We start from the raw sequence: 18,094 nt of genomic DNA, 5'->3' as shown, positions 1-18,094 counted from the left end.
TATTGTTTAACTAATCAAATGTACTAAAAATATCAATTACTTTTTAACGTCGAATGCCTCTAAAAAATTAGCAATTAATATAGGTACAGGAAAATCTTGAATATTTTGCCAAAGTGTGGTTGCGTTTTTATGTTTGTTGGTTTCTACAATCCAGAATTGTGTATATAAATGCTGATGAGAAAGTTTATGTACAATTTCTTTTTGATTAAATAATGATATCGTGGTTTCATCAGGAAAAAGATTTTTAAAATCATCAGTAGCTATTAAATCTTCTTTATTTAGGTTTTTATTACTTTCAATTAAAGGAAATTGATACAAACCTTGCCAAATACCTTTGCCTTTTCTTTCTTCGATAATTGTTTTGTTGTCTTGGGTTTTAATAACCATAAAGTTAAAAAACCTTTTTTTAATTTTAATTTTCTTCTCTTTAATAGGTAGTTCTTTAGTAAGTTTTTTTTCTAAAGCGACACAACTGTCTGCTAAAGGGCAAGAATCACATAACGGATTTTGAGGTTTGCAGTGCAACGCACCAAAATCCATTATTGCTTGGTTAAAAGTACCTGGTTGCTTTGTGTCTATTAAAGATTGTGCTAAAATTTTAAATTCTTTAATTCCTTTTGTTGAATTTATTGGTGTATTAATGCCGTAATATCTAGAAAGTACTCTGTAAACATTACCATCTACAACCGCTGCGGGTTCATTAAAGCAAATAGAAGCAATTGCAGATGCTGTATAATCTCCAATTCCTTTTAGTTTTATGATCTCTTTATATGTAGAAGGAAATTCGCCGTTTAATTCATTTGCAATAACTTTTGCAGAATAATGTAAATTTCTTGCTCTAGAGTAATAACCCAAACCTTGCCACATTTTTAAAACGGTACTTTCGTCTGCATTTGCAAGGTCAAAAACTGTTGGAAAACTGCTTGTAAATTTCAGATAATAAGACAAACCTTGCGCAACTCTTGTTTGCTGTAGCATGATTTCGCTTAGCCAAATAAAATATGGATTCTTAGTTTTGCGCCAAGGCAATTCTCTGTTGTTTTGTAAGTACCAGTATATTAATGTGTTAGAAAATTTCATGAATAAAAAATAGATTTGCAATATTACATTTTAAAATTCACATAAATTTAAGTCTTTATCTTTTTGGAATTGATTAATTATCATATATTTGCATCCGCATTTTTGAAAGTAAATTAATAAAAATATAGTAAAAATAGAGACATGACGAAAGCAGATATCGTATCGAAAATTTCAGATAAATCAGGAATTGAAAAAACAGATGTTTTGGCAACTGTGGAAGCATTTATGACTGAAGTTAAAGGTGCATTAGAAAATGGCGATAACGTTTATTTAAGAGGTTTTGGTAGCTTTATTATCAAAACAAGAGCAGAAAAGACTGGTAGAAATATTTCTAAGAATACAACTATTAAGATTCCTGCACATAATATACCAGCTTTTAAACCAGCTAAAACTTTTACAGAAGGAGTTAAAAGTAAAGTAGTAGTAAAATAACAAAATACTAATCTAAACCTAAATAAAAAAAGGTTTATAAAACAACAGACATTATGCCAAGTGGTAAAAAAAGAAAGAGAGCTAAGATCTCTACGCACAAAAGAAAGAAAAGAGCTAGAGCAAATAGACACAAGAAAAAGTAAGCATTCGCTTACTTTTTCGTTTATTATTTAGACGAAAAAACAATCAACCAAACAAACAAAAAGTTCATTGACATTAGAAAATTTATTAGCTGTGTAAGGCTGTAAATTTTCTCACGGTATTAAAAATACCTTACAATATTAATCCATCTGCACAATTAAGTGCAGTGTTAAAACCAAATTCAGCATGAAAACAGAATTAATAATTCGTTCGAATTCATCTGATATTGATTTTGCCTTATTAAGAGATGGAAAACTTATTGAATTAAATAATGAAACAACTGGGAATAAATTTTCTGTTGGCGATATTTTTTTAGCCAAAATAGGAAAAGTATTAACAGGTTTAAATGCCTCTTTTGTAAATGTAGGTTACCCAAAAGACGGGTTTTTACATTATCATGATTTAGGAGCGCAAGTAAACTCATTAAATGCATTCATTAAGAAAGTAAGCACAGGTAAGTATAAAGAGTTCACTCTAAAAAACTTCCGATTTGAGGAAGACATTAACAAAGACGGTAGTATTAATGATGTACTTAAAACAGGGCAAAACCTGTTGGTACAAATTGTAAAAGAACCAATTTCTACAAAAGGACCAAGATTAAGTTCTGAGTTGTCTATAGCAGGTAGATTTTTGGTGTTAGTTCCTTTTTCTAACAGAGTTTCTGTATCACAAAAAATAGCAGACCCAAAAGAAAAAGAACGATTAAAAAGATTAGCAAAAAGCATTAAACCAAAAGGGTTTGGTGTTATTTTAAGAACTGTTGCCGAAGGTAAAAAAGTAGCAGAACTAGACAAAGATTTGCAAAACTCATTAGATCGCTGGAAAAGAATGTGTAAAAGTATAGCAAATACAAACACACCAACTAAAATCTTAAGCGAGTTAAACAGAGCATCTTCTATATTAAGAGATGTTATGAATGAAACTTTTACAAGTATTGTTACAAATGATGAAACTCTAAAAGTAGAAATTAAAGAATATCTACAAGAAATTTATCCAGAAAAAGAAAAAATAGTGAAGTTACACAGATCGGAAACTCCTATTTTCGAAAAATATGGAATAGAAAGACAAATAAAAACATCGTTTGGTAAAACAGTTTCTATGAGTAAAGGTGCCTATTTAGTTATAGAGCACACAGAAGCATTACATGTTATTGATGTAAATAGCGGAAACCGTTCTAATAAAGCTGGCTCTCAAGAAGATACTGCATTAGAAGTAAATTTAATTTCTGCAACAGAAATTGCTCGTCAATTGCAATTGCGAGATATGGGCGGAATTATAGTTGTTGATTTTATTGATATGCATAAAGCTGAAAACAGAAACAAACTTTACCAGCACTTGAAAGAGCAAATGGCTTTAGATAGAACAAAACACAAAATATTACCTCCAAGTAAATTTGGATTGGTACAAATTACAAGACAAAGGGTAAGACCAGAGTTAAGTATAAAAACTACCGAAGCCAACCCAAACAAAAACGGAGATGTAGAAGCGCCAATTGTCTTATTAGACAAGATAGAAGCAGATTTAGAAAAGTTTATTTCTAATCCAAAGAATAAAAAGATTCAATTACACTTGCATCCTTTTATTGCTGCCTATTTATTAAAAGGCGTAAATTCTATACGTTTTAAATGGTATTTAAAACATAAAAAGTGGATTACTATTATACCTAGAGATGCTTACACATACTTACACTATAAATTTAAATCTCCTAGAGATTAATTAATAGCTGTAAAAGGCAATAATTTATTATCAAAAAAAACCCGAAACTTCTTTAGTTTCGGGTTTTTCTGTTTTTAAAACAATAAATTTTAGTTTTTTTCTTTTAACAAATACATGTAAACAGGATAATGGTCAGAATATCCGCCAGTATAAGATCCGTTAGAAAAACTTCGAAACGGATATCCTTTAAACTTTCCTTTTTTATGACTTAAAAATTGCTTGTTAAAAATCATAGCTTTAAACATTTTATAACTAGAAAAATCTTTTTTGCCCTTGTTTAAAAGAGTCGATGAAATTAGAATCATATCAAAAAGATTTAACTTATCTCTATAAGCCAAAGTATTAAAGCCTCTTCGGTATAAATCTTCATACGGATTATAAATGTCTTTTTCTAGCACATTCTTTTTTCTACTTTTAGTTTTAAGAACGTTTTTAAAACTAGAATTTATAGGGTCATCATTAAAATCGCCCATAATTAAAAACTTAGCATTTTCATTTTCAGATATTATTTTTTCGATAATTTTTAAATTCTGATACGCTGCTTTTTCCCTTAAAGGTCTACTTTTAGATTCTCCGCCTCTTCTAGATGGCCAATGATTTACAATAACATGTATTAGCTCGTCATCTAAATAACCCGAAACTAGTAACTGATCTCTAGTAAAAATCTTCTTGTTTTCTTTGTAAATATTTGGGTTGAATGCTTCATGGTAAATGGGTTTAAAATATCTTTTTTGATATAATAACGCTACATCAATACCTCTTTTGTCTGGAGAATCGTAATGCACAATACCATAGTTTTTATCTTTTAAATGTTTCGAATTAATTAAATCTTCTAAAACATTTAAATTTTCTATTTCAGAAACACCAATTATTGCCGGACTTGTATTTGATTTTTCGAAACCAATTTTTGAAATTGTGCTCGAAAGTTTGTCTATTTTATCCCAATAAACCTTAGATCGATTAAATTTTAATTCCATTATGGGGCTAGCTTCATCATTTAAAGAAACATCATTAATCGTGTCAAATAAATTTTCTAAGTTGTAAAAAGCAATAGTTCTAATAGCATATTTTTTGCTGTTTTTCTGAGAAAAAGAATTAGAAGTACAAAGAATAAAGAGTAAGAAAAGACATAAATAATTTCGCATTTTTTTAAACAAATCTATAAAACATTTAGATTCAAATAAAAGAAAAATAGAATTTAGTATTCTTTTTTAGAAAAAAAACTCTAAATTTAGTGCGCTATAAAACTGAAAAAGAAAACTTTATGAATAGAACTATTGTTTTAATAGTTGTATTTCTATTGTGCTATACTAAAATTTTTACTCAAAATATTTTAGAAGGAATTGTGATGAGTCACCATTCTAAAGAGCCTTTAGAAAATGTTTCAATAAGAATTAAGAAATTAAATATTGAAACTAAAACTACAGAAAATGGAGTATTTAAACTAAAAAATATTCCTAAAGGAAAACATCTTTTGCAAATCTCTTTTTTGGGTTACGAAACTCAAAATTTCCCCATTGATTTAAATACTATTAACATCAATCTTGGTGAAATTATACTTTATAAGTTAGATATAGAACAAGAAGACTTAAGTATTATTACAATTACAGATGATGAGTTAAATGATGATGCTAATTCTGCAGATAATATAGCGGGTTTGTTGCAATCTTCTAGAGATGTTTTTTTAAGAACTGCTGCATTTGAGTTTAGTTCATCTTTTTTTAGAGTTCGTGGTTTAGATTCTGGTAACGGAAAAGTTCTAATAAACGGAATAGAAATGAATAAGATTTATGACGGAAGAGCTCAATGGAGCAATTGGGGCGGATTGAATGATGTGCTAAGAAATCAAGAGTTTACCAACGGTTTAGCCGCTTCTAATTTTACTTTTGGCGGAATTTTAGGCGCAACTAATATAGATGCTAGGGCGTCTTTACAAAGACCCGGCAGTAGAGTTTCATATTCATCTTCTAATAGAAGTTATGTACATAGATTAATGGCAACTTACAGCTCTGGGATTTCAAAAAAAGGTTGGTCTTTTACTTTTTCTGGAAGTAGAAGATTAGGTAAAGAAGGGTTTAATGAGGGTACTTCTTACAATGCGTATTCAGCTTTTGCATCCATAGAAAAAAAATTTAATGAAGTACATAGTTTAAACTTTACAGGAATTTTTACACCAAATAGAAGAGGTAAATCCTCACCAAATACACAAGAAGTTTTTGATTTAAAAGGTATTGCATACAACGAATATTGGGGTTTTTTAAATGGTAATAAATTGAATGCGAGAATTAAAGAAGTTGCAGAACCTATTTTAATGCTGAATCATTTTTGGACTATTTCTGAAAAAGCGTCTTTACAAACAAATATTTCTTATCAATTTGGTAATATAGGAAACAGCAGAATCGATTTTAATGGTGGTGCAAACCCGAGTCCGTCTTATTATCAAAAATTACCAAGTTATTTTTTACGAACCAATAATTTGGCAGAAGCATATACTGCTCAAGAAAATTTTTTAGATGACGGCCAAATAAATTGGAGAACTATTTTTGATGCAAATGTAACTACAGCAAACACCTACTCTAATAGTGCTTTTGTTCTATATGAAGATAGAAATGATGACAAATTAATTACGTTAAATAGTATTTATAATTTAGAAATAAATGATAATTTTTCCATCAACTCTAAGTTAGAATATAAACAGTTAAAATCTGAAAACTTTGCAGAAGTAATAGATTTGTTAGGCGGAAATGGTTATTTAGATGTAAATAATTTTGCAGCTTCTAAAGCTCAAATGCAAAACGATTTACAAAATCCTGATAGAATTGTTGGTGTAGGAGAAAAATTTAAATACAATTTCAACTTAAACTCAACAGTTATAAATGCTTTTTTACAAGCACAGTTTAAATATAATAAGTTAGATTTTTTTGCTGCATTAAAAATTTCTAATTCTGCTAGTTATAGAGAAGGTCTTTATAAAAACGGAAGATTTGAAAACAATTCTTTAGGCAATTCAGAAAAGCTAAATTTCACAAATTATGGTTTTAAATCTGGTGCTACTTATAAAATAAACGGTCGAAATATAATCAATGCTAATTTTGGTTACTTAACTCAAGCACCAACATTAAGAAATTCTTTTTCCAATTCTAGAGAAAATAACAATTTAGTTGATGATTTACAAAGTGAAAAAATTTTAACTACAGATATAAGTTATATTAGAAGGAGTCCTGTAATTACAGCAAGATTAACAGGTTATTATACAAGCATAAAAGACGCTACAGAAATTTCGTTCTATTTTGCAGATGGTTTAGGTGGTGATAACACAGCTTTTGTACAAGAAATTTTATCAGGAATAGAAAAAAGACAATTAGGTTTAGAATTAGGATTAGAAGCACAAATTACAGCGACTTTAAAATTAAAAGGAGCAGCCTCTGTGGGTAGTTTTGTTTACAATAATAATCCAGATTTATATTTAACATCAGATATTTCTAATACTGGTATTTTCGATGAAAACGGAAGATCTAAAAATTACACATCAAATCTTAAAAATTATAAAATTGCAGCTGGCCCACATAACGCCTATTCTATAGGCTTCGAATATAGAGATCCAGATTATTGGTGGGTTGGTGCCACAACCAATTTCTTTTCAAATACATATATAGACATTGCTCCGTTAACAAGAACAAGCAATTTTTATACAGATTCGGATGGTTTAAGTTTTTCTAATTATAACACAGAAACTGCTAGAGAATTATTAAAACAAGAAAAATTTGATAGTTATAAGGTTGTAAATATTGTTGGTGGTAAATCTTATAAAATTAAAAAATACTACATAAGTGTATTTGCTACCATTAATAACTTATTAAATAAAGAATATAAATCTGGCGGTTTTGAACAAGGTAGAAATGCAAACTACAACGAATTAAAAGCAGACAAAAGTTTGGCAAAACCGGTGTTTGGTAATAAATATTGGTACGGTAGAGGTACAACTTACTTTTTAAACCTAAACATCAGCTTCTAAAAATATTTAAAATGAAAAGAAATACATTAACAACTTTATTAATTATTACAAGTTTGCTATTTATTACTTGTGTAGCAGATAGCGATTATACAGTTCCAGAAAATTTAGGTGAAGAAGAAAACAAAAATCTTACAGCAGTTTTAGATAGTATTGATAGTAATCTCTTAGAATTGAAGTCTATAAAAGCATTAAAAGAATTATACATTTCTGGCAACAAGCCATTAAAAATTACTTCTGATATTGTTGTGAAAGGCTATGTGAATTCTTCTGATGAAAACGGGAATTATTTTAGAGAGTTTTATATGCAAGATGCTCCAGAAAATCCTACCGCCGGAATAAAAATAGCAGTTAACCTAACCAATACATTCAATAAATTTAATTTGGGTAGAGAGGTTTACATTCGATTAAAAGATTTATTTATTGGCGAATTAAATTCTGGTGACGGAATTATAACAATAGGTGGTAAATTAAGTATTACAAATGAAAACGAAATAGAAAGTGTTTCTTCTAAACAAATAGATGGTCATTTTTTTCGTTCAGAAAAAGCAGAAATAATTGTACCTAAAGCAGTTTCTTTAGCAGCATTAAGTGCTTATGATATAGGTACTTTTGTTTCTGTAAATAATGTAATTTTTCCAGAAAATTTAGCAGGTAAATCTTATGTAGATCCTACAGAAGATTTTGATACACAAAGAAAAATTCAAACTTGCCAAAGATTAGGTTTTGCAGATCTTGTTTTAGAAACAAGTTCTTTTGCAAACTTTGCAAATAATGCGCTACCAACTGGTGGCGGAACAATTAACGCATTGGTTTCTAAAGATTATAGTGGCGATTTTTTAGTACTTGTATTAAATTCTACAGAAGATGTTTTAATGTCTAATGAAAGATGTACCACGCAAACCGAACAAGATTTTAATATTACTTTATTAGAAGAAGGTTTTGAGACAACTTCTGGAGAAATAAGAGTAGCAGATTGGTTAAATTATAGAGAAGAAGGTACAAAATCTTGGCGATCTTACACTGATACTTATTCGCAAAGTAAAGCCGCAAGAATAGGTTCTGCTAATTCTTCTGATGCAAGTACAATAACTTGGCTGATAACCAAAGGTGTTGATTTAGATGCTACTTTAGAGGAGTTTCTTTCTTTTGAAACATCAAATAGTTTTGCCAATGGTAGCGAATTAGAAGTTTTAGTTTCTACGGATTTTAATGGTGATTCTAATAATATTAGTACAGCAAATTGGACCGTTTTACCTGCAAAAATTGTTTCTGATGGAGAAGGTTTTAAAAATTGGATACATTCTACATATATAGATTTATCTAATTATTCGGGCACTGCATATATCGCTTTTAAATACAAAGGTAATGGCAATGTAAACTTTGATGGAACTTACGAATTAGATAATATTAAAATTATAGCAAAAGATTAAAATACTGCTATTTATGGGTGTTTTTCCTTAGATAAATACAAAAATCTACATGTATTTTTGAAATAAAAAATTATGGAAATTGTATTAGATAAAACTACCGGATTTACATTTAATGAGGAATTAAAAGAACTAACAATATCTGGTGATGTAGATTTTAATTCTAAACATGGTTCTGTTACGAATAAGAAATTAACTATTCCTGTGTATGGTATTTATAAAATAGATTGGGGTTTTAGTCAAAACTCTTTAAGTACATTTTATAAAGATGCTGTATCAGAATTAAGTTTATATGTAAATAATTATAAATCTGAAATTACTGCAGTAATTAATAAAGAAACTAAAAGTTATCATGCTGTAAAATCTACTAATAAGTCTATAACTTTGTTATTAAGAGAAAAAGATTCTTTGTTTTTGAATGCAGTAAATTTAAATTCAGAAAACTTATTAATGAATAATGTTTATCTAAAAATAGAAAAATTAGAGGTTGAAGACAAAAGTGGTTTTGGTTATGATGGTTAAATAGCTTTTACTATTTTTACCCTATGGATAAAATAGAACACATAGGTATTGCAGTTAAAGATTTAGAGGTCTCAAATAAATTATTTGCATCACTTTTTGGCGAAAAGCATTACAAAGAAGAAGAAGTTGAATCCGAAGGTGTTAAAACTTCATTTTTTAAAACAGGACCCAATAAAGTAGAGTTGTTACAAGCAACAAAAGAAGATAGCCCAATTGCCAAATTTATAGATAAAAAAGGAGAAGGAATTCATCACATAGCATTTGCTGTAGCAGATATCAATGTAGAAATAACTAGATTAAAAAACGAAGGTTTTACTGTGTTAAACGAAACACCAAAAAAAGGAGCTGACAATAAATTAGTTGCTTTTTTACACCCTAAAACAACAAACGGTGTTTTAATTGAGTTATGTCAAGAGATAGAATAGTTAAAATACTGCTAACAGACACTGTTAACTGCATACTAATTATTATCTTGCCACAGTTTTAAAAGTTATTGTAAATGCCTTCAAAATTCGAATCTTATCAAAAAAGACGCTTAGCATCTTCTTACATTTCTGTTGTAATTAGTATTGCTTTAGTACTTTTTATGGTTGGTGTGTTAGGTTTGGTACTTTTAAAATCTACTTTGGTTTCTAATCGAGTAAAAGAAAAAGTAGCAATAACACTATTTTTAAAAGATAATGTAAACAGAAAGCAAATCAATTCTTTTAAAGAGTCAATTCAAAAAGAAGTGTTTACAAAACGAGTAATTTATACTTCAAAAACCCAAGCTGCAAAACAATACAGTAAAGAAATTGGAGAAGATTTTATGAAGTTTTTAGGTGAGAATCCTCTTAAAAACGGAATAGACATCTACTTAAAAGCAGATTTTGTTACTCCAGAAAAAATGGAAGAGTTAGAATCTAGGTTTTTAAAAAATGCATTTGTTGCAGATGTTTCTTACGATAAACCCTTAATAAATATACTTACCAAGAATATTAAAAGAATTAGCTTTTGGTTATTAGCCTTAAGTGGTTTTTTTAGTTTGGTGGCAATTATATTAATTAATAGTGCTATTAGATTATCTATTTACTCGAAAAGGTTTAATATAAAAACCATGCAAATGGTTGGTGCTACAAAAGGTTTTATTAGAAAACCGTTTATTTGGCAAGGTATAAAATTAGGTATAATTGGTGCAATTTTAGCGCTTATTGGTTTAGGTTTAGTAATCTATTATTTAGATAGTTTAGCACCAAGTTTAAGGTTGTTAAAAGATTACGTTACTATTAGTTATTTGGTTGCAGGTGTGTTATTATCTGCTTTTATTATAACATGGTTAAGTACGTTTTTTGCAACACAGCGCCTTTTAAATTTACAAACAGAAGAACTTTATTATTAATACTATGAAAGACGAACAGGTACAAAATCCAGAATTTCTTTTTGGGAAGAAGAATTATATTTTTATGATTATTGGTATTGCAGTAATTAGTTTAGGATTTATTTTTATGTCTGGTGGCGGTAGTGATAACCCAGAGGTTTTTAATAAAGAAATATATAATTGGCAAAGAATTAGACTTGCGCCAACATTAGTAATTGTTGGTTTGGCAATAGAAATTTATGCAATCTTATTAAATCCTAATAAATAAATATGGATATTTTAGAAGCTATAATTCTTGGAATTATTCAAGGTTTAACAGAATTTTTACCTGTTTCTTCTAGTGGTCATTTAGAATTAGCAAAAGCTATTTTAGGTGATACTTCTGTGCCAGAAGAAAGTTTAACCTTTACGGTGGTTTTGCATTTTGCAACAGCTTTAAGTACAATTGTAATCTTTAGAAAAGAAATTTTAGAAATTTTTAAAGGATTGTTTCAATTTAAATGGAACGAAGAGTTTAAGTTTTCTCTTAAAATTATAATTTCTATGATTCCCGCAGTAGCCATAGGATTATTATTTGAAGAACAGTTAGAATCTTTCTTTGGCGGTAAAATTTTGCTTGTAGGTTGCATGCTTTTATTAACAGCTTTGTTATTATTGTTGGCAGATAAAGCTAAAAAGACAGAAAAAAAAGTATCATTTTTTAATGCAGTAATTATTGGTGTTTCGCAAGCAATTGCAATGTTGCCAGGTATTTCTAGATCTGGTGCAACAATTTCTACATCAGTATTATTAGGTATTGATAGGACTAGAGCAGCTAAATTTTCTTTTTTAATGGTTGTACCTTTAATTTTTGGTAAAATAGGGAAAGATGTTTTAAGCGGAGATTTAAATTTTCAATCATCAGAAATGATGCCAATTATTGCAGGTTTTATAGCTGCTTTTTTAGCGGGTTTATTGGCTTGTAAATGGATGATTTCTTTGGTGAAGAAAAGCAAACTTTCTTACTTTTCTGTGTATTGTGCTATTGTAGGTTTTATTGCAATAGGATATTCTCTTTTAAATTAATTTTACAAAACGATTCAGCATAAATGACTGAAGAAGATTATAAAAACGGACAGGTTTTACTGATTGATAAACCACTAACTTGGACTTCTTTTCAAGTAGTAAATAAATTGCGTTGGGAAATTAGACAACGCTTTAATATCAAGAAAATAAAGGTTGGTCATGCTGGTACTTTAGATCCTTTAGCAACGGGTTTGCTTATTATTTGTACAGGTAAACAAACCAAGCAAATAGATACATATCAAGGGCAAATTAAAGAGTATACAGGTACTTTTACAATTGGTGCAACAACACCTAGTTACGATTTAGAAACAGAAATCGATAAAACATTTTCTACAGCACATATTACAGAAGATTTATTGCACGAAACTACAAAGCAATTTGTTGGCGAAATTCAGCAAAAACCACCTATTTTTTCTGCAATTAAAAAAGACGGAAAACGTTTGTATGAATTGGCTAGAAAAGGAGAAACAACAGAAATTAAAGCAAGAACTGTTACGGTTTCAGAATTTGAAATAACAAAAGTAAATTTACCAGAAGTAGAATTTAGAATCGTTTGTAGTAAAGGAACTTATATAAGGTCTTTAGCTTTTGATTACGGAAAGGCTTTAAATTCTGGTGCACATTTATCAGTATTAAGAAGAACTAAAATTGGAGATTTTTCTGTTGATAATGCTCTTTCTGTTGAAAGCTTTATAGAAAATTTAAAAAAAGAATAAAGTTCATTTAAAAATCGGCATCAACTTTTAAGCTCATTCTTTTAAGAGTTACAGGATGATTAAACTCTATAAATTCTGCATGTAAATGCAATCTATTTTGTTTGTTTCCATAAAGATCATCCCCCACAATAGGCGTGTTTAATCCGTTTTTATGAGCCGCATGAACTCTTAACTGGTGAGTTCTACCAGTTATTGGATAAAAGTAAACTTTCGTTTTGTTATTAATTTCAGAAATTATTTCCCAATCGGTTTCCGCAGGTTTCCCAAACTTAAAATCTACAAGTTGTTTTGGTCTGTCGTCTAAATCTACTCGAAGCGGTAATTTTATTTTTCCTTTATTTTTTGGTAAAATGCCGTCTAGCAAAGCAACATAACGTTTTTTAATAGTTCTATTAATAAACTGACTTTGCAAAACTTTATTAGCTTCTTTCGTTTTGGTTAGTAATAAAATACCAGATGTAGACATATCTAATCGATGCACAATTATTGGTCCAGTTGCTTCCGGATATTTATCTTTAATCCTGGTGTAAACAGAATCTTTAATGTCTTTACCAGGTACAGACAAAAACTCTGCAGGTTTGTTTACCGCAAGTAGTACATCATCCTCATAAATTATTTCTAATTCTTTATTTTCGGCTAAATTTTCCAATAATAAATTGTCATCCATTTTAACACCTTTCAACATATGAGATAAAATGGGTTTACATCTACTTTGACAAGCCGGATAATAGTTTTTATGCTTTCTAATTGCTGAGTTTGGCGAAATTCCCCACCAAAATTCTGCCATTGTAATTGGGGTTAAATCATTCTTAAAAGCATACTGTAAAAGTTTAGGCGCAGAACATTCTCCAGAACCAGCAGGTGGTTTAATTGCTGGATCATTAAATATATCTAATAAGTTTTTAAGTTCTTTGTCTTTATTTAAAAAAGCATATTTGCTAAATAAGGTTTGCTGTAAATAATTCGATTTTTCTTTTCTAGATTTTTTTAATGCTGATATTTCATCTTTAAGTAACAAATAATTGCTACAAACTTTTGATAATTTATCTTGATAATACTCTTGTAATTCTTTCATAAAAAACTGATTGTTGTAACTTTCTTGCATCAGTTTTTTGGTAAGCTTATCAAATTCTAATTTACTTAAAGACTTTTCAGCATTCTTTTTAATTGCTTTTCTTTCAGACTTTAAAGACTTCATTTTTTTTCTTTGAAAAGCCAAGTCATCTTCTATTTCTTTAGATAATTTTTTTACATTTTTTTTAGCAGTTATAAATTCGTTGCTATTTGTTATTGCACTAAGTTTTGCATTTATAGCGTCTATTTCTAATTCGCCTTTTATGTAAAAACTTCCTTCTGTACGCATGTTAAAAACAGGAGGTACAAATTTTTCTGGCAAACTTTTATCTGCTAATTTGCCAGAAAAAGCTGCTAAGTAACCAATATTATCATCTTTGTCTTTAACTATTAAAACACCAAACATTTTACCTATTGGTAAAGTTGTTGTATCGTTATTTAAACCAAAATTGTGTTTAAAATCTTGCTGATTTATTAAATATTCTTGCAGCTCATTACTCGCAATTTTAGCTAAAGGATGTGGTTCGTAATAAAACGGAAATGTAAATTTCTCTGGCAGTTGTATGCTAGAAATATCTGTCTTAAAAGATTGCAAGTGCTTTAACATATTTATTTTAAAACCTCAAAGATAGTTAGTTTATCAGTAACAAGAATGTTTATAATAGTATAGAAATAAGCTTTATTGAAAGAGTCAACATAATTTTTGAATGCGTTAAAAAATAGTTTACATATCTTATAGTTTTGTATCGAACTTAAAATGAATATTATGAAAAATATAAAAATGAATTCGATAAAATTATTCGTAACAGCATTAACAGTATCTAGTTTTATGTTTGTTTCTTGTGATAATACAAAAAAGAAAACAGAGGAAGCTAAAGAAGAAGTTGCCGAAATGATAGATTCTGCAGAAGAAGGTTTAGAGGAAGGAGTAAATGAGATGGATGAGGAAATGGAAGTGAAGACCAGAACCTACAAAATGAAAGATGGTACTGCGATTGTTTATAATTTAGATGAAAAAGGTATTGTTGGTTTTGATGATTGGTCTGATTATACAGTTATTAATTCTGAATTAGCAGAGATTAGAAAAACAAATTATGTTACAACTGCCCAAAGAGTAAGAAACATGAACTATAGAATTGCTAACTTAGGTAACACAATCCCGGCTTGGTTAAAAACTGAAGAGGTGATGGAAGATGTAGCAGATGTGCAGAAAGAATATTTAGAATTAATAGAAGATGCTGATGCTTCTGAAAGTGAAATGAAAGAAAACTTAGAAGAATTATCTGAAAAATTTGACGATTTAAGAGAAGAGTTAGATGAAACTGTAGAAGAGTATACTAAAATAAATGAGTCTGCAATCGAAGAATTTAATGAAGAATTTAAAAAAGGAAAGATCGATGCAGCAATAGAAGAATATAATGAAGAAATTAAAAAATTAGATAAAATGATTGAGAAGGAACAATAATAAAACTTCTTAAATAAAATTTTAAAAAGGTAGACTTTAGGTCTACCTTTTTTGTTGAAATCGATTATTAGCTCTTTTGCAAAGAGTTAATAATCGATTTATCTGCGTTAAAAAACAGTGCTTGTTTCCTTTAATTTTGTATCAAATTAAAACACATATTATGAAAATTATTAAAAAATTTACAGCAGTTTTAACAGTTACAGGTTTATTATTTATGTCTTGTAATAATGCTACAGATACTGAATATAAAACAATGGAAATTAAAATTGCAGACGGACAAACAGTTGAGTACAAAGTAGACTCAGAAGGACATTTAGCATTTAACGATTGGGATGGTTTTAACGATGCAAACCGTGAGTTGATGGAAATTGAAGAGAGAGATTTAGCAGTAAATTCAGAAATTATCGAAGGCTTAAATAATTCTGTAAACAATTTAGGAAACACGATTCCTGCTTGGTTAAAAACAGAAGAGGTTTTAGAAGATATCGATGATGTGCAAGAAGAGTATAAAAAACTTTTAGATGAAAGAAATGAACCTGCTAAAAACGTAAAACAGAATTTAGAAGAATTAAACGAAAAGTTTGATGATTTACGTGAAGAGTTAAATGAAACAATAGAAGATTATAATTCTTAATAGCGCATACAATAGTTAACACCAAAGGATAGATTTTAAATCTATCCTTTTTTTTGTTTTAAATTATCTTTTGGTAAAAAGTTGTCGAATACCAGCCATTAAAAAAGGAAGAAGAGGTAAGTTTTTCATAATTAAAACATCTTCTTTTAAACTACTTTCATTTCCTAAAAAAGCTAAAATTTTTTCTGGGGAATTCTTTTTGAATATTCTTGTAAAAACCTCTTTACCGGTTAATTTATTAGAAAGTAGTACATCAATTAAAGTTCTATCGTACCAATTATAAAGTTTGTCTTTAAAAGTAGTTTTATTTAAAATTGGACGATTATTTTTTAAATCTAATATGATTTCTGATAGATTTTTTTGAATAAACTGAAACGTATAACCACTGCTTGCTTTTGTGAATCCGCCAGCAGTACCAATGTTTATTATTGTTTTGTCTTCGGTTCTTTTAAAATTGGCAAGAGACATTGGTATAATTCCAAATTCTTCGTGAGTAATTGTGTACTTTTCTATTTTTAAATCTTCTTTAATATATTTTACCAAAGCTTTCTTGTAGTCTTCTTTTTCTATAAGTTTTGGTGTAAATAAAGTATATTCTACCAAAGCTTCTGTGCTAGAAGTAGGTAAAACGTACATAAAAGTTGCGCCATGTTCTTGCGAAACGGTAAAATCCATTAATCTACCAACATTTTTGTCGAATTGTGCAGTTTCAGTTTTAATAACCCAACCTTTAAAATGTTGTAAAAGAGAGTTTTGTTCTGTTATAACAGGATTGAATAAACTTGTTGAATTAAATACTACTTTACTCGTATAACTAGCAAGGTTTGTTTTTACAATGCCAACACTATCATCAGAAGAAATGGAAAGAATATTTTCTTGAACAAAAGTTACGTTAGTAAACTTTTGGGCATAATTTAATACATACTGATAAAAATCTAACCCTTGAATCATCTTGTAAGTATAACTGCCTAAATCTAGATTTTTTTCAAAACCTGTAGTTAGAAAAGCAAGATTATTCCATTTTGAAGAAACAAGCTCATCAAAAATACCAGCTTCTTTTTCCCAATAACACCAAGTTCTATCATTGTTTTTTTTAGAGTCTTTATCGATTACTAAAATAGATTTATGTTGTAGTGTAGGTTCTTTTAATATGCGATATAGCAAGCTTAAACCTGCGCATCCAGAACCTGCAATAATATAATCGTATTTTTTCATCAATAGTTATTTCAAAAAACGGTTATACCAGCTGTCTTCAATAGGGATTTTCCAAAAATTCTCAAAATCTTCTTTTGTTGTAATTAAGTTATCAAAAACAATAGATTTACCTGTTAAAGCTTTGTTTTTTAATAACTTTTTAAAGTCTTTTAAATCTTTGTATTGTACAAATTCTCCTTGTTTAAAACAAACATTCATTCTGTCTAAAAGTTCTACCTCATATTCTTGCTGTAAACCTAAAATAAAAGATACAGAAGCATCTATATCTGCGCCCTTTAAAGGAGTTGTAACATTGTCTGCAGTAATTACAATAAACCGATTGTATAAAATTTTATAAGAAGCTTTAAAAGTATCGTCATCTTGTTTCCAAGTGCTAATAAATGCTTTTACCTTTTCTTCTAAAGGTTCAATTTCATTTGCGTAAAATTTTCTACTAGAAGGATATACCCAAACTTTTGCATCTTCTGGTATTTCTTTAAAATCTACAAACATTCTATTTTATTTAGAGTACAAATATAACCAAAAGAAAAACCGCAAACAGAAAATGTGTTTGCGGTTTTTAAAAAGGTGAATAATTATTATATTTTTTTTGCCGGTATTTGTGTAGCAAGCTTAACTAAATCTTCTTGTACATTTTTACCTTTATTTTTATTATACCAAACTTGTAGATCTTGTTTAAATTGTGCGTCTAAACTGCCATGTTCTTCTTTATAATCTGCAACCATTTTAGTTGCTGTAGAAGGTCTTGGTCCCCAAGTATTGATAACATTATTATCTTTATCTAAAGCAATTAGTTTAGGTATGCTTCTACCTCCGTTTGTAAGAAACAAATCCATTAAAGGTAAGTTTTCGTCTCTTAAAACTATTTTTAAATCTACTTTATCTGTAAAATCTGCAATTTTTTGAAGTACAGGAATATTTTGTGCAGCGTCACCACACCAACCTTCTGTTATAACCAACCAAGTTTGAGGTACGGTTACCTTTTGAAATTCAGATATTGTTTCTTCAGAAATTTTAATAGTTTTATCTAAACGCTTCATACGTTTATCATTTAATAAACTATAATTGGTTAAAGCTTCAGATTGTATTGGTCCTGTTGCTTTACCTTCTTCTAACAAACTACTAACTAAACTTCTGTACTCTGCGTAAGAAATTGTGTTTTTAAGACTATTTTCTATAATTTCTTTCATGCTAAAATTGCTTAACTTAATTCAAGAGTTTAGACGTGTGTTTTT

At 28.9% G+C, this 18,094-nt stretch carries 18 protein-coding genes; 12 read left to right on the top strand and 6 right to left on the bottom strand.

What is annotated here, in order from left to right:
- Positions 1-36 precede the first annotated feature (36 nt).
- Positions 37-1,080 carry an A/G-specific adenine glycosylase gene (gene mutY / locus WG950_RS08030; protein ID WP_340931518.1) on the bottom strand — a complete coding sequence of 348 codons (1,044 nt, stop codon included), beginning with the start codon at positions 1,078-1,080 and terminating at the stop codon, positions 37-39.
- Between the two features lie 141 nt (positions 1,081-1,221).
- Here mutY and WG950_RS08025 point away from each other — a divergent pair, with 141 nt between their 5' ends.
- On the top strand, positions 1,222-1,512 hold the full coding sequence (locus tag WG950_RS08025; RefSeq protein WP_077810882.1) for an HU family DNA-binding protein: 291 nt from the start codon (positions 1,222-1,224) through the stop codon (positions 1,510-1,512).
- A 327-nt stretch (positions 1,513-1,839) separates the two neighbouring features.
- Complete coding sequence (locus WG950_RS08020; protein ID WP_077810883.1) at positions 1,840-3,369, top strand: Rne/Rng family ribonuclease; 1,530 nt, start codon at positions 1,840-1,842, stop codon at positions 3,367-3,369.
- Positions 3,370-3,458: 89 nt separating this feature from the next.
- On the opposite strand, the gene WG950_RS08015 is transcribed toward WG950_RS08020, so the two are convergent.
- Positions 3,459-4,514, bottom strand: a complete 1,056-nt coding sequence (locus WG950_RS08015) for an endonuclease/exonuclease/phosphatase family protein (RefSeq protein ID WP_340931516.1) — start codon at positions 4,512-4,514, stop codon at positions 3,459-3,461.
- A 119-nt stretch (positions 4,515-4,633) separates the two neighbouring features.
- On the opposite strand from WG950_RS08015, the gene WG950_RS08010 reads away from it, so the two are divergent.
- The 8 genes from WG950_RS08010 to truB all read left to right on the top strand — a co-directional run bounded on the left by WG950_RS08010 (position 4,634) and on the right by truB (position 12,471).
- Entirely contained in the window at positions 4,634-7,384 is a 2,751-nt protein-coding gene (locus WG950_RS08010; protein ID WP_340931514.1) for a TonB-dependent receptor, read from the top strand.
- Between the two features lie 11 nt (positions 7,385-7,395).
- Complete coding sequence (locus WG950_RS08005; RefSeq protein ID WP_340931513.1) at positions 7,396-8,814, top strand: DUF5689 domain-containing protein; 1,419 nt, start codon at positions 7,396-7,398, stop codon at positions 8,812-8,814.
- Between the two features lie 72 nt (positions 8,815-8,886).
- Entirely contained in the window at positions 8,887-9,333 is a 447-nt protein-coding gene (locus WG950_RS08000) for a hypothetical protein (protein WP_340931512.1), read from the top strand.
- Between the two features lie 23 nt (positions 9,334-9,356).
- Positions 9,357-9,758 (top strand): methylmalonyl-CoA epimerase, encoded by a 402-nt coding sequence (mce, locus tag WG950_RS07995; protein ID WP_340931511.1) that lies wholly within the window; start codon positions 9,357-9,359, stop codon positions 9,756-9,758.
- Between the two features lie 74 nt (positions 9,759-9,832).
- Positions 9,833-10,711: a cell division protein FtsX gene (locus tag WG950_RS07990; protein ID WP_077810889.1), complete on the top strand. Its 879-nt coding sequence runs from the start codon at positions 9,833-9,835 to the stop codon at positions 10,709-10,711.
- Positions 10,712-10,715: 4 nt separating this feature from the next.
- On the top strand, positions 10,716-10,958 hold the full coding sequence (locus WG950_RS07985) for a DUF3098 domain-containing protein (RefSeq protein WP_079737978.1): 243 nt from the start codon (positions 10,716-10,718) through the stop codon (positions 10,956-10,958).
- A gap of 2 nt (positions 10,959-10,960) precedes the next feature.
- Positions 10,961-11,755 (top strand): undecaprenyl-diphosphate phosphatase, encoded by a 795-nt coding sequence (locus tag WG950_RS07980; protein ID WP_340931508.1) that lies wholly within the window; start codon positions 10,961-10,963, stop codon positions 11,753-11,755.
- 23 nt (positions 11,756-11,778) lie between these two features.
- Positions 11,779-12,471, top strand: coding sequence for a tRNA pseudouridine(55) synthase TruB (gene truB / locus WG950_RS07975; protein ID WP_077810892.1), 693 nt, complete (start codon positions 11,779-11,781; stop codon positions 12,469-12,471).
- Between the two features lie 7 nt (positions 12,472-12,478).
- On the opposite strand, the gene WG950_RS07970 is transcribed toward truB, so the two are convergent.
- Positions 12,479-14,152: an RluA family pseudouridine synthase gene (locus WG950_RS07970; RefSeq protein ID WP_340931507.1), complete on the bottom strand. Its 1,674-nt coding sequence runs from the start codon at positions 14,150-14,152 to the stop codon at positions 12,479-12,481.
- A gap of 159 nt (positions 14,153-14,311) precedes the next feature.
- On the opposite strand from WG950_RS07970, the gene WG950_RS07965 reads away from it, so the two are divergent.
- Together WG950_RS07965 and WG950_RS07960 are read left to right on the top strand one after the other, a co-directional pair.
- Positions 14,312-15,010: a hypothetical protein gene (locus WG950_RS07965; protein ID WP_340931506.1), complete on the top strand. Its 699-nt coding sequence runs from the start codon at positions 14,312-14,314 to the stop codon at positions 15,008-15,010.
- 160 nt (positions 15,011-15,170) lie between these two features.
- A complete protein-coding gene (locus WG950_RS07960; protein ID WP_079737983.1) occupies positions 15,171-15,644 on the top strand; it encodes a hypothetical protein in 474 nt (157 codons plus the stop codon).
- 63 nt (positions 15,645-15,707) lie between these two features.
- Here WG950_RS07960 and WG950_RS07955 read toward each other — a convergent pair whose 3' ends face one another.
- The 3 genes from WG950_RS07955 to WG950_RS07945 form a co-directional block, all read right to left on the bottom strand.
- Positions 15,708-16,859, bottom strand: coding sequence for a lycopene cyclase family protein (locus tag WG950_RS07955; protein WP_340931504.1), 1,152 nt, complete (start codon positions 16,857-16,859; stop codon positions 15,708-15,710).
- A 6-nt stretch (positions 16,860-16,865) separates the two neighbouring features.
- Positions 16,866-17,351: an ABC transporter ATPase gene (locus WG950_RS07950; protein ID WP_340931503.1), complete on the bottom strand. Its 486-nt coding sequence runs from the start codon at positions 17,349-17,351 to the stop codon at positions 16,866-16,868.
- An 86-nt stretch (positions 17,352-17,437) separates the two neighbouring features.
- Positions 17,438-18,049 carry a thioredoxin family protein gene (locus tag WG950_RS07945; RefSeq protein WP_340931502.1) on the bottom strand — a complete coding sequence of 204 codons (612 nt, stop codon included), beginning with the start codon at positions 18,047-18,049 and terminating at the stop codon, positions 17,438-17,440.
- Between the last annotated feature and the right edge of the window lie 45 nt (positions 18,050-18,094).

Origin of the sequence: Polaribacter marinaquae (assembly GCF_038019025.1) — a bacterium.
Lineage (GTDB): Bacteria > Bacteroidota > Bacteroidia > Flavobacteriales > Flavobacteriaceae > Polaribacter > Polaribacter marinaquae.
The sequence above is the reverse complement of the archived record's forward strand: the minus strand, read 5'-3'. Positions and strand labels throughout refer to the sequence as shown.

Bases quoted from the DNA above. Each gene is read 5' to 3' on its own strand.
- mutY (WP_340931518.1), bottom strand. From the start codon at position 1,080: ATGAAATTTTCTAACACATTAATATACTGGTACTTACAAAACAACAGA.
- WG950_RS08025 (WP_077810882.1), top strand. From the start codon at position 1,222: ATGACGAAAGCAGATATCGTATCGAAAATTTCAGATAAATCAGGAATT.
- WG950_RS08020 (WP_077810883.1), top strand. From the start codon at position 1,840: ATGAAAACAGAATTAATAATTCGTTCGAATTCATCTGATATTGATTTT.
- WG950_RS08015 (WP_340931516.1), bottom strand. From the start codon at position 4,514: ATGCGAAATTATTTATGTCTTTTCTTACTCTTTATTCTTTGTACTTCT.
- WG950_RS08010 (WP_340931514.1), top strand. From the start codon at position 4,634: ATGAATAGAACTATTGTTTTAATAGTTGTATTTCTATTGTGCTATACT.
- WG950_RS08005 (WP_340931513.1), top strand. From the start codon at position 7,396: ATGAAAAGAAATACATTAACAACTTTATTAATTATTACAAGTTTGCTA.
- WG950_RS08000 (WP_340931512.1), top strand. From the start codon at position 8,887: ATGGAAATTGTATTAGATAAAACTACCGGATTTACATTTAATGAGGAA.
- mce (WP_340931511.1), top strand. From the start codon at position 9,357: ATGGATAAAATAGAACACATAGGTATTGCAGTTAAAGATTTAGAGGTC.
- WG950_RS07990 (WP_077810889.1), top strand. From the start codon at position 9,833: ATGCCTTCAAAATTCGAATCTTATCAAAAAAGACGCTTAGCATCTTCT.
- WG950_RS07985 (WP_079737978.1), top strand. From the start codon at position 10,716: ATGAAAGACGAACAGGTACAAAATCCAGAATTTCTTTTTGGGAAGAAG.
- WG950_RS07980 (WP_340931508.1), top strand. From the start codon at position 10,961: ATGGATATTTTAGAAGCTATAATTCTTGGAATTATTCAAGGTTTAACA.
- truB (WP_077810892.1), top strand. From the start codon at position 11,779: ATGACTGAAGAAGATTATAAAAACGGACAGGTTTTACTGATTGATAAA.
- WG950_RS07970 (WP_340931507.1), bottom strand. From the start codon at position 14,152: ATGTTAAAGCACTTGCAATCTTTTAAGACAGATATTTCTAGCATACAA.
- WG950_RS07965 (WP_340931506.1), top strand. From the start codon at position 14,312: ATGAAAAATATAAAAATGAATTCGATAAAATTATTCGTAACAGCATTA.
- WG950_RS07960 (WP_079737983.1), top strand. From the start codon at position 15,171: ATGAAAATTATTAAAAAATTTACAGCAGTTTTAACAGTTACAGGTTTA.
- WG950_RS07955 (WP_340931504.1), bottom strand. From the start codon at position 16,859: ATGAAAAAATACGATTATATTATTGCAGGTTCTGGATGCGCAGGTTTA.
- WG950_RS07950 (WP_340931503.1), bottom strand. From the start codon at position 17,351: ATGTTTGTAGATTTTAAAGAAATACCAGAAGATGCAAAAGTTTGGGTA.
- WG950_RS07945 (WP_340931502.1), bottom strand. From the start codon at position 18,049: ATGAAAGAAATTATAGAAAATAGTCTTAAAAACACAATTTCTTACGCA.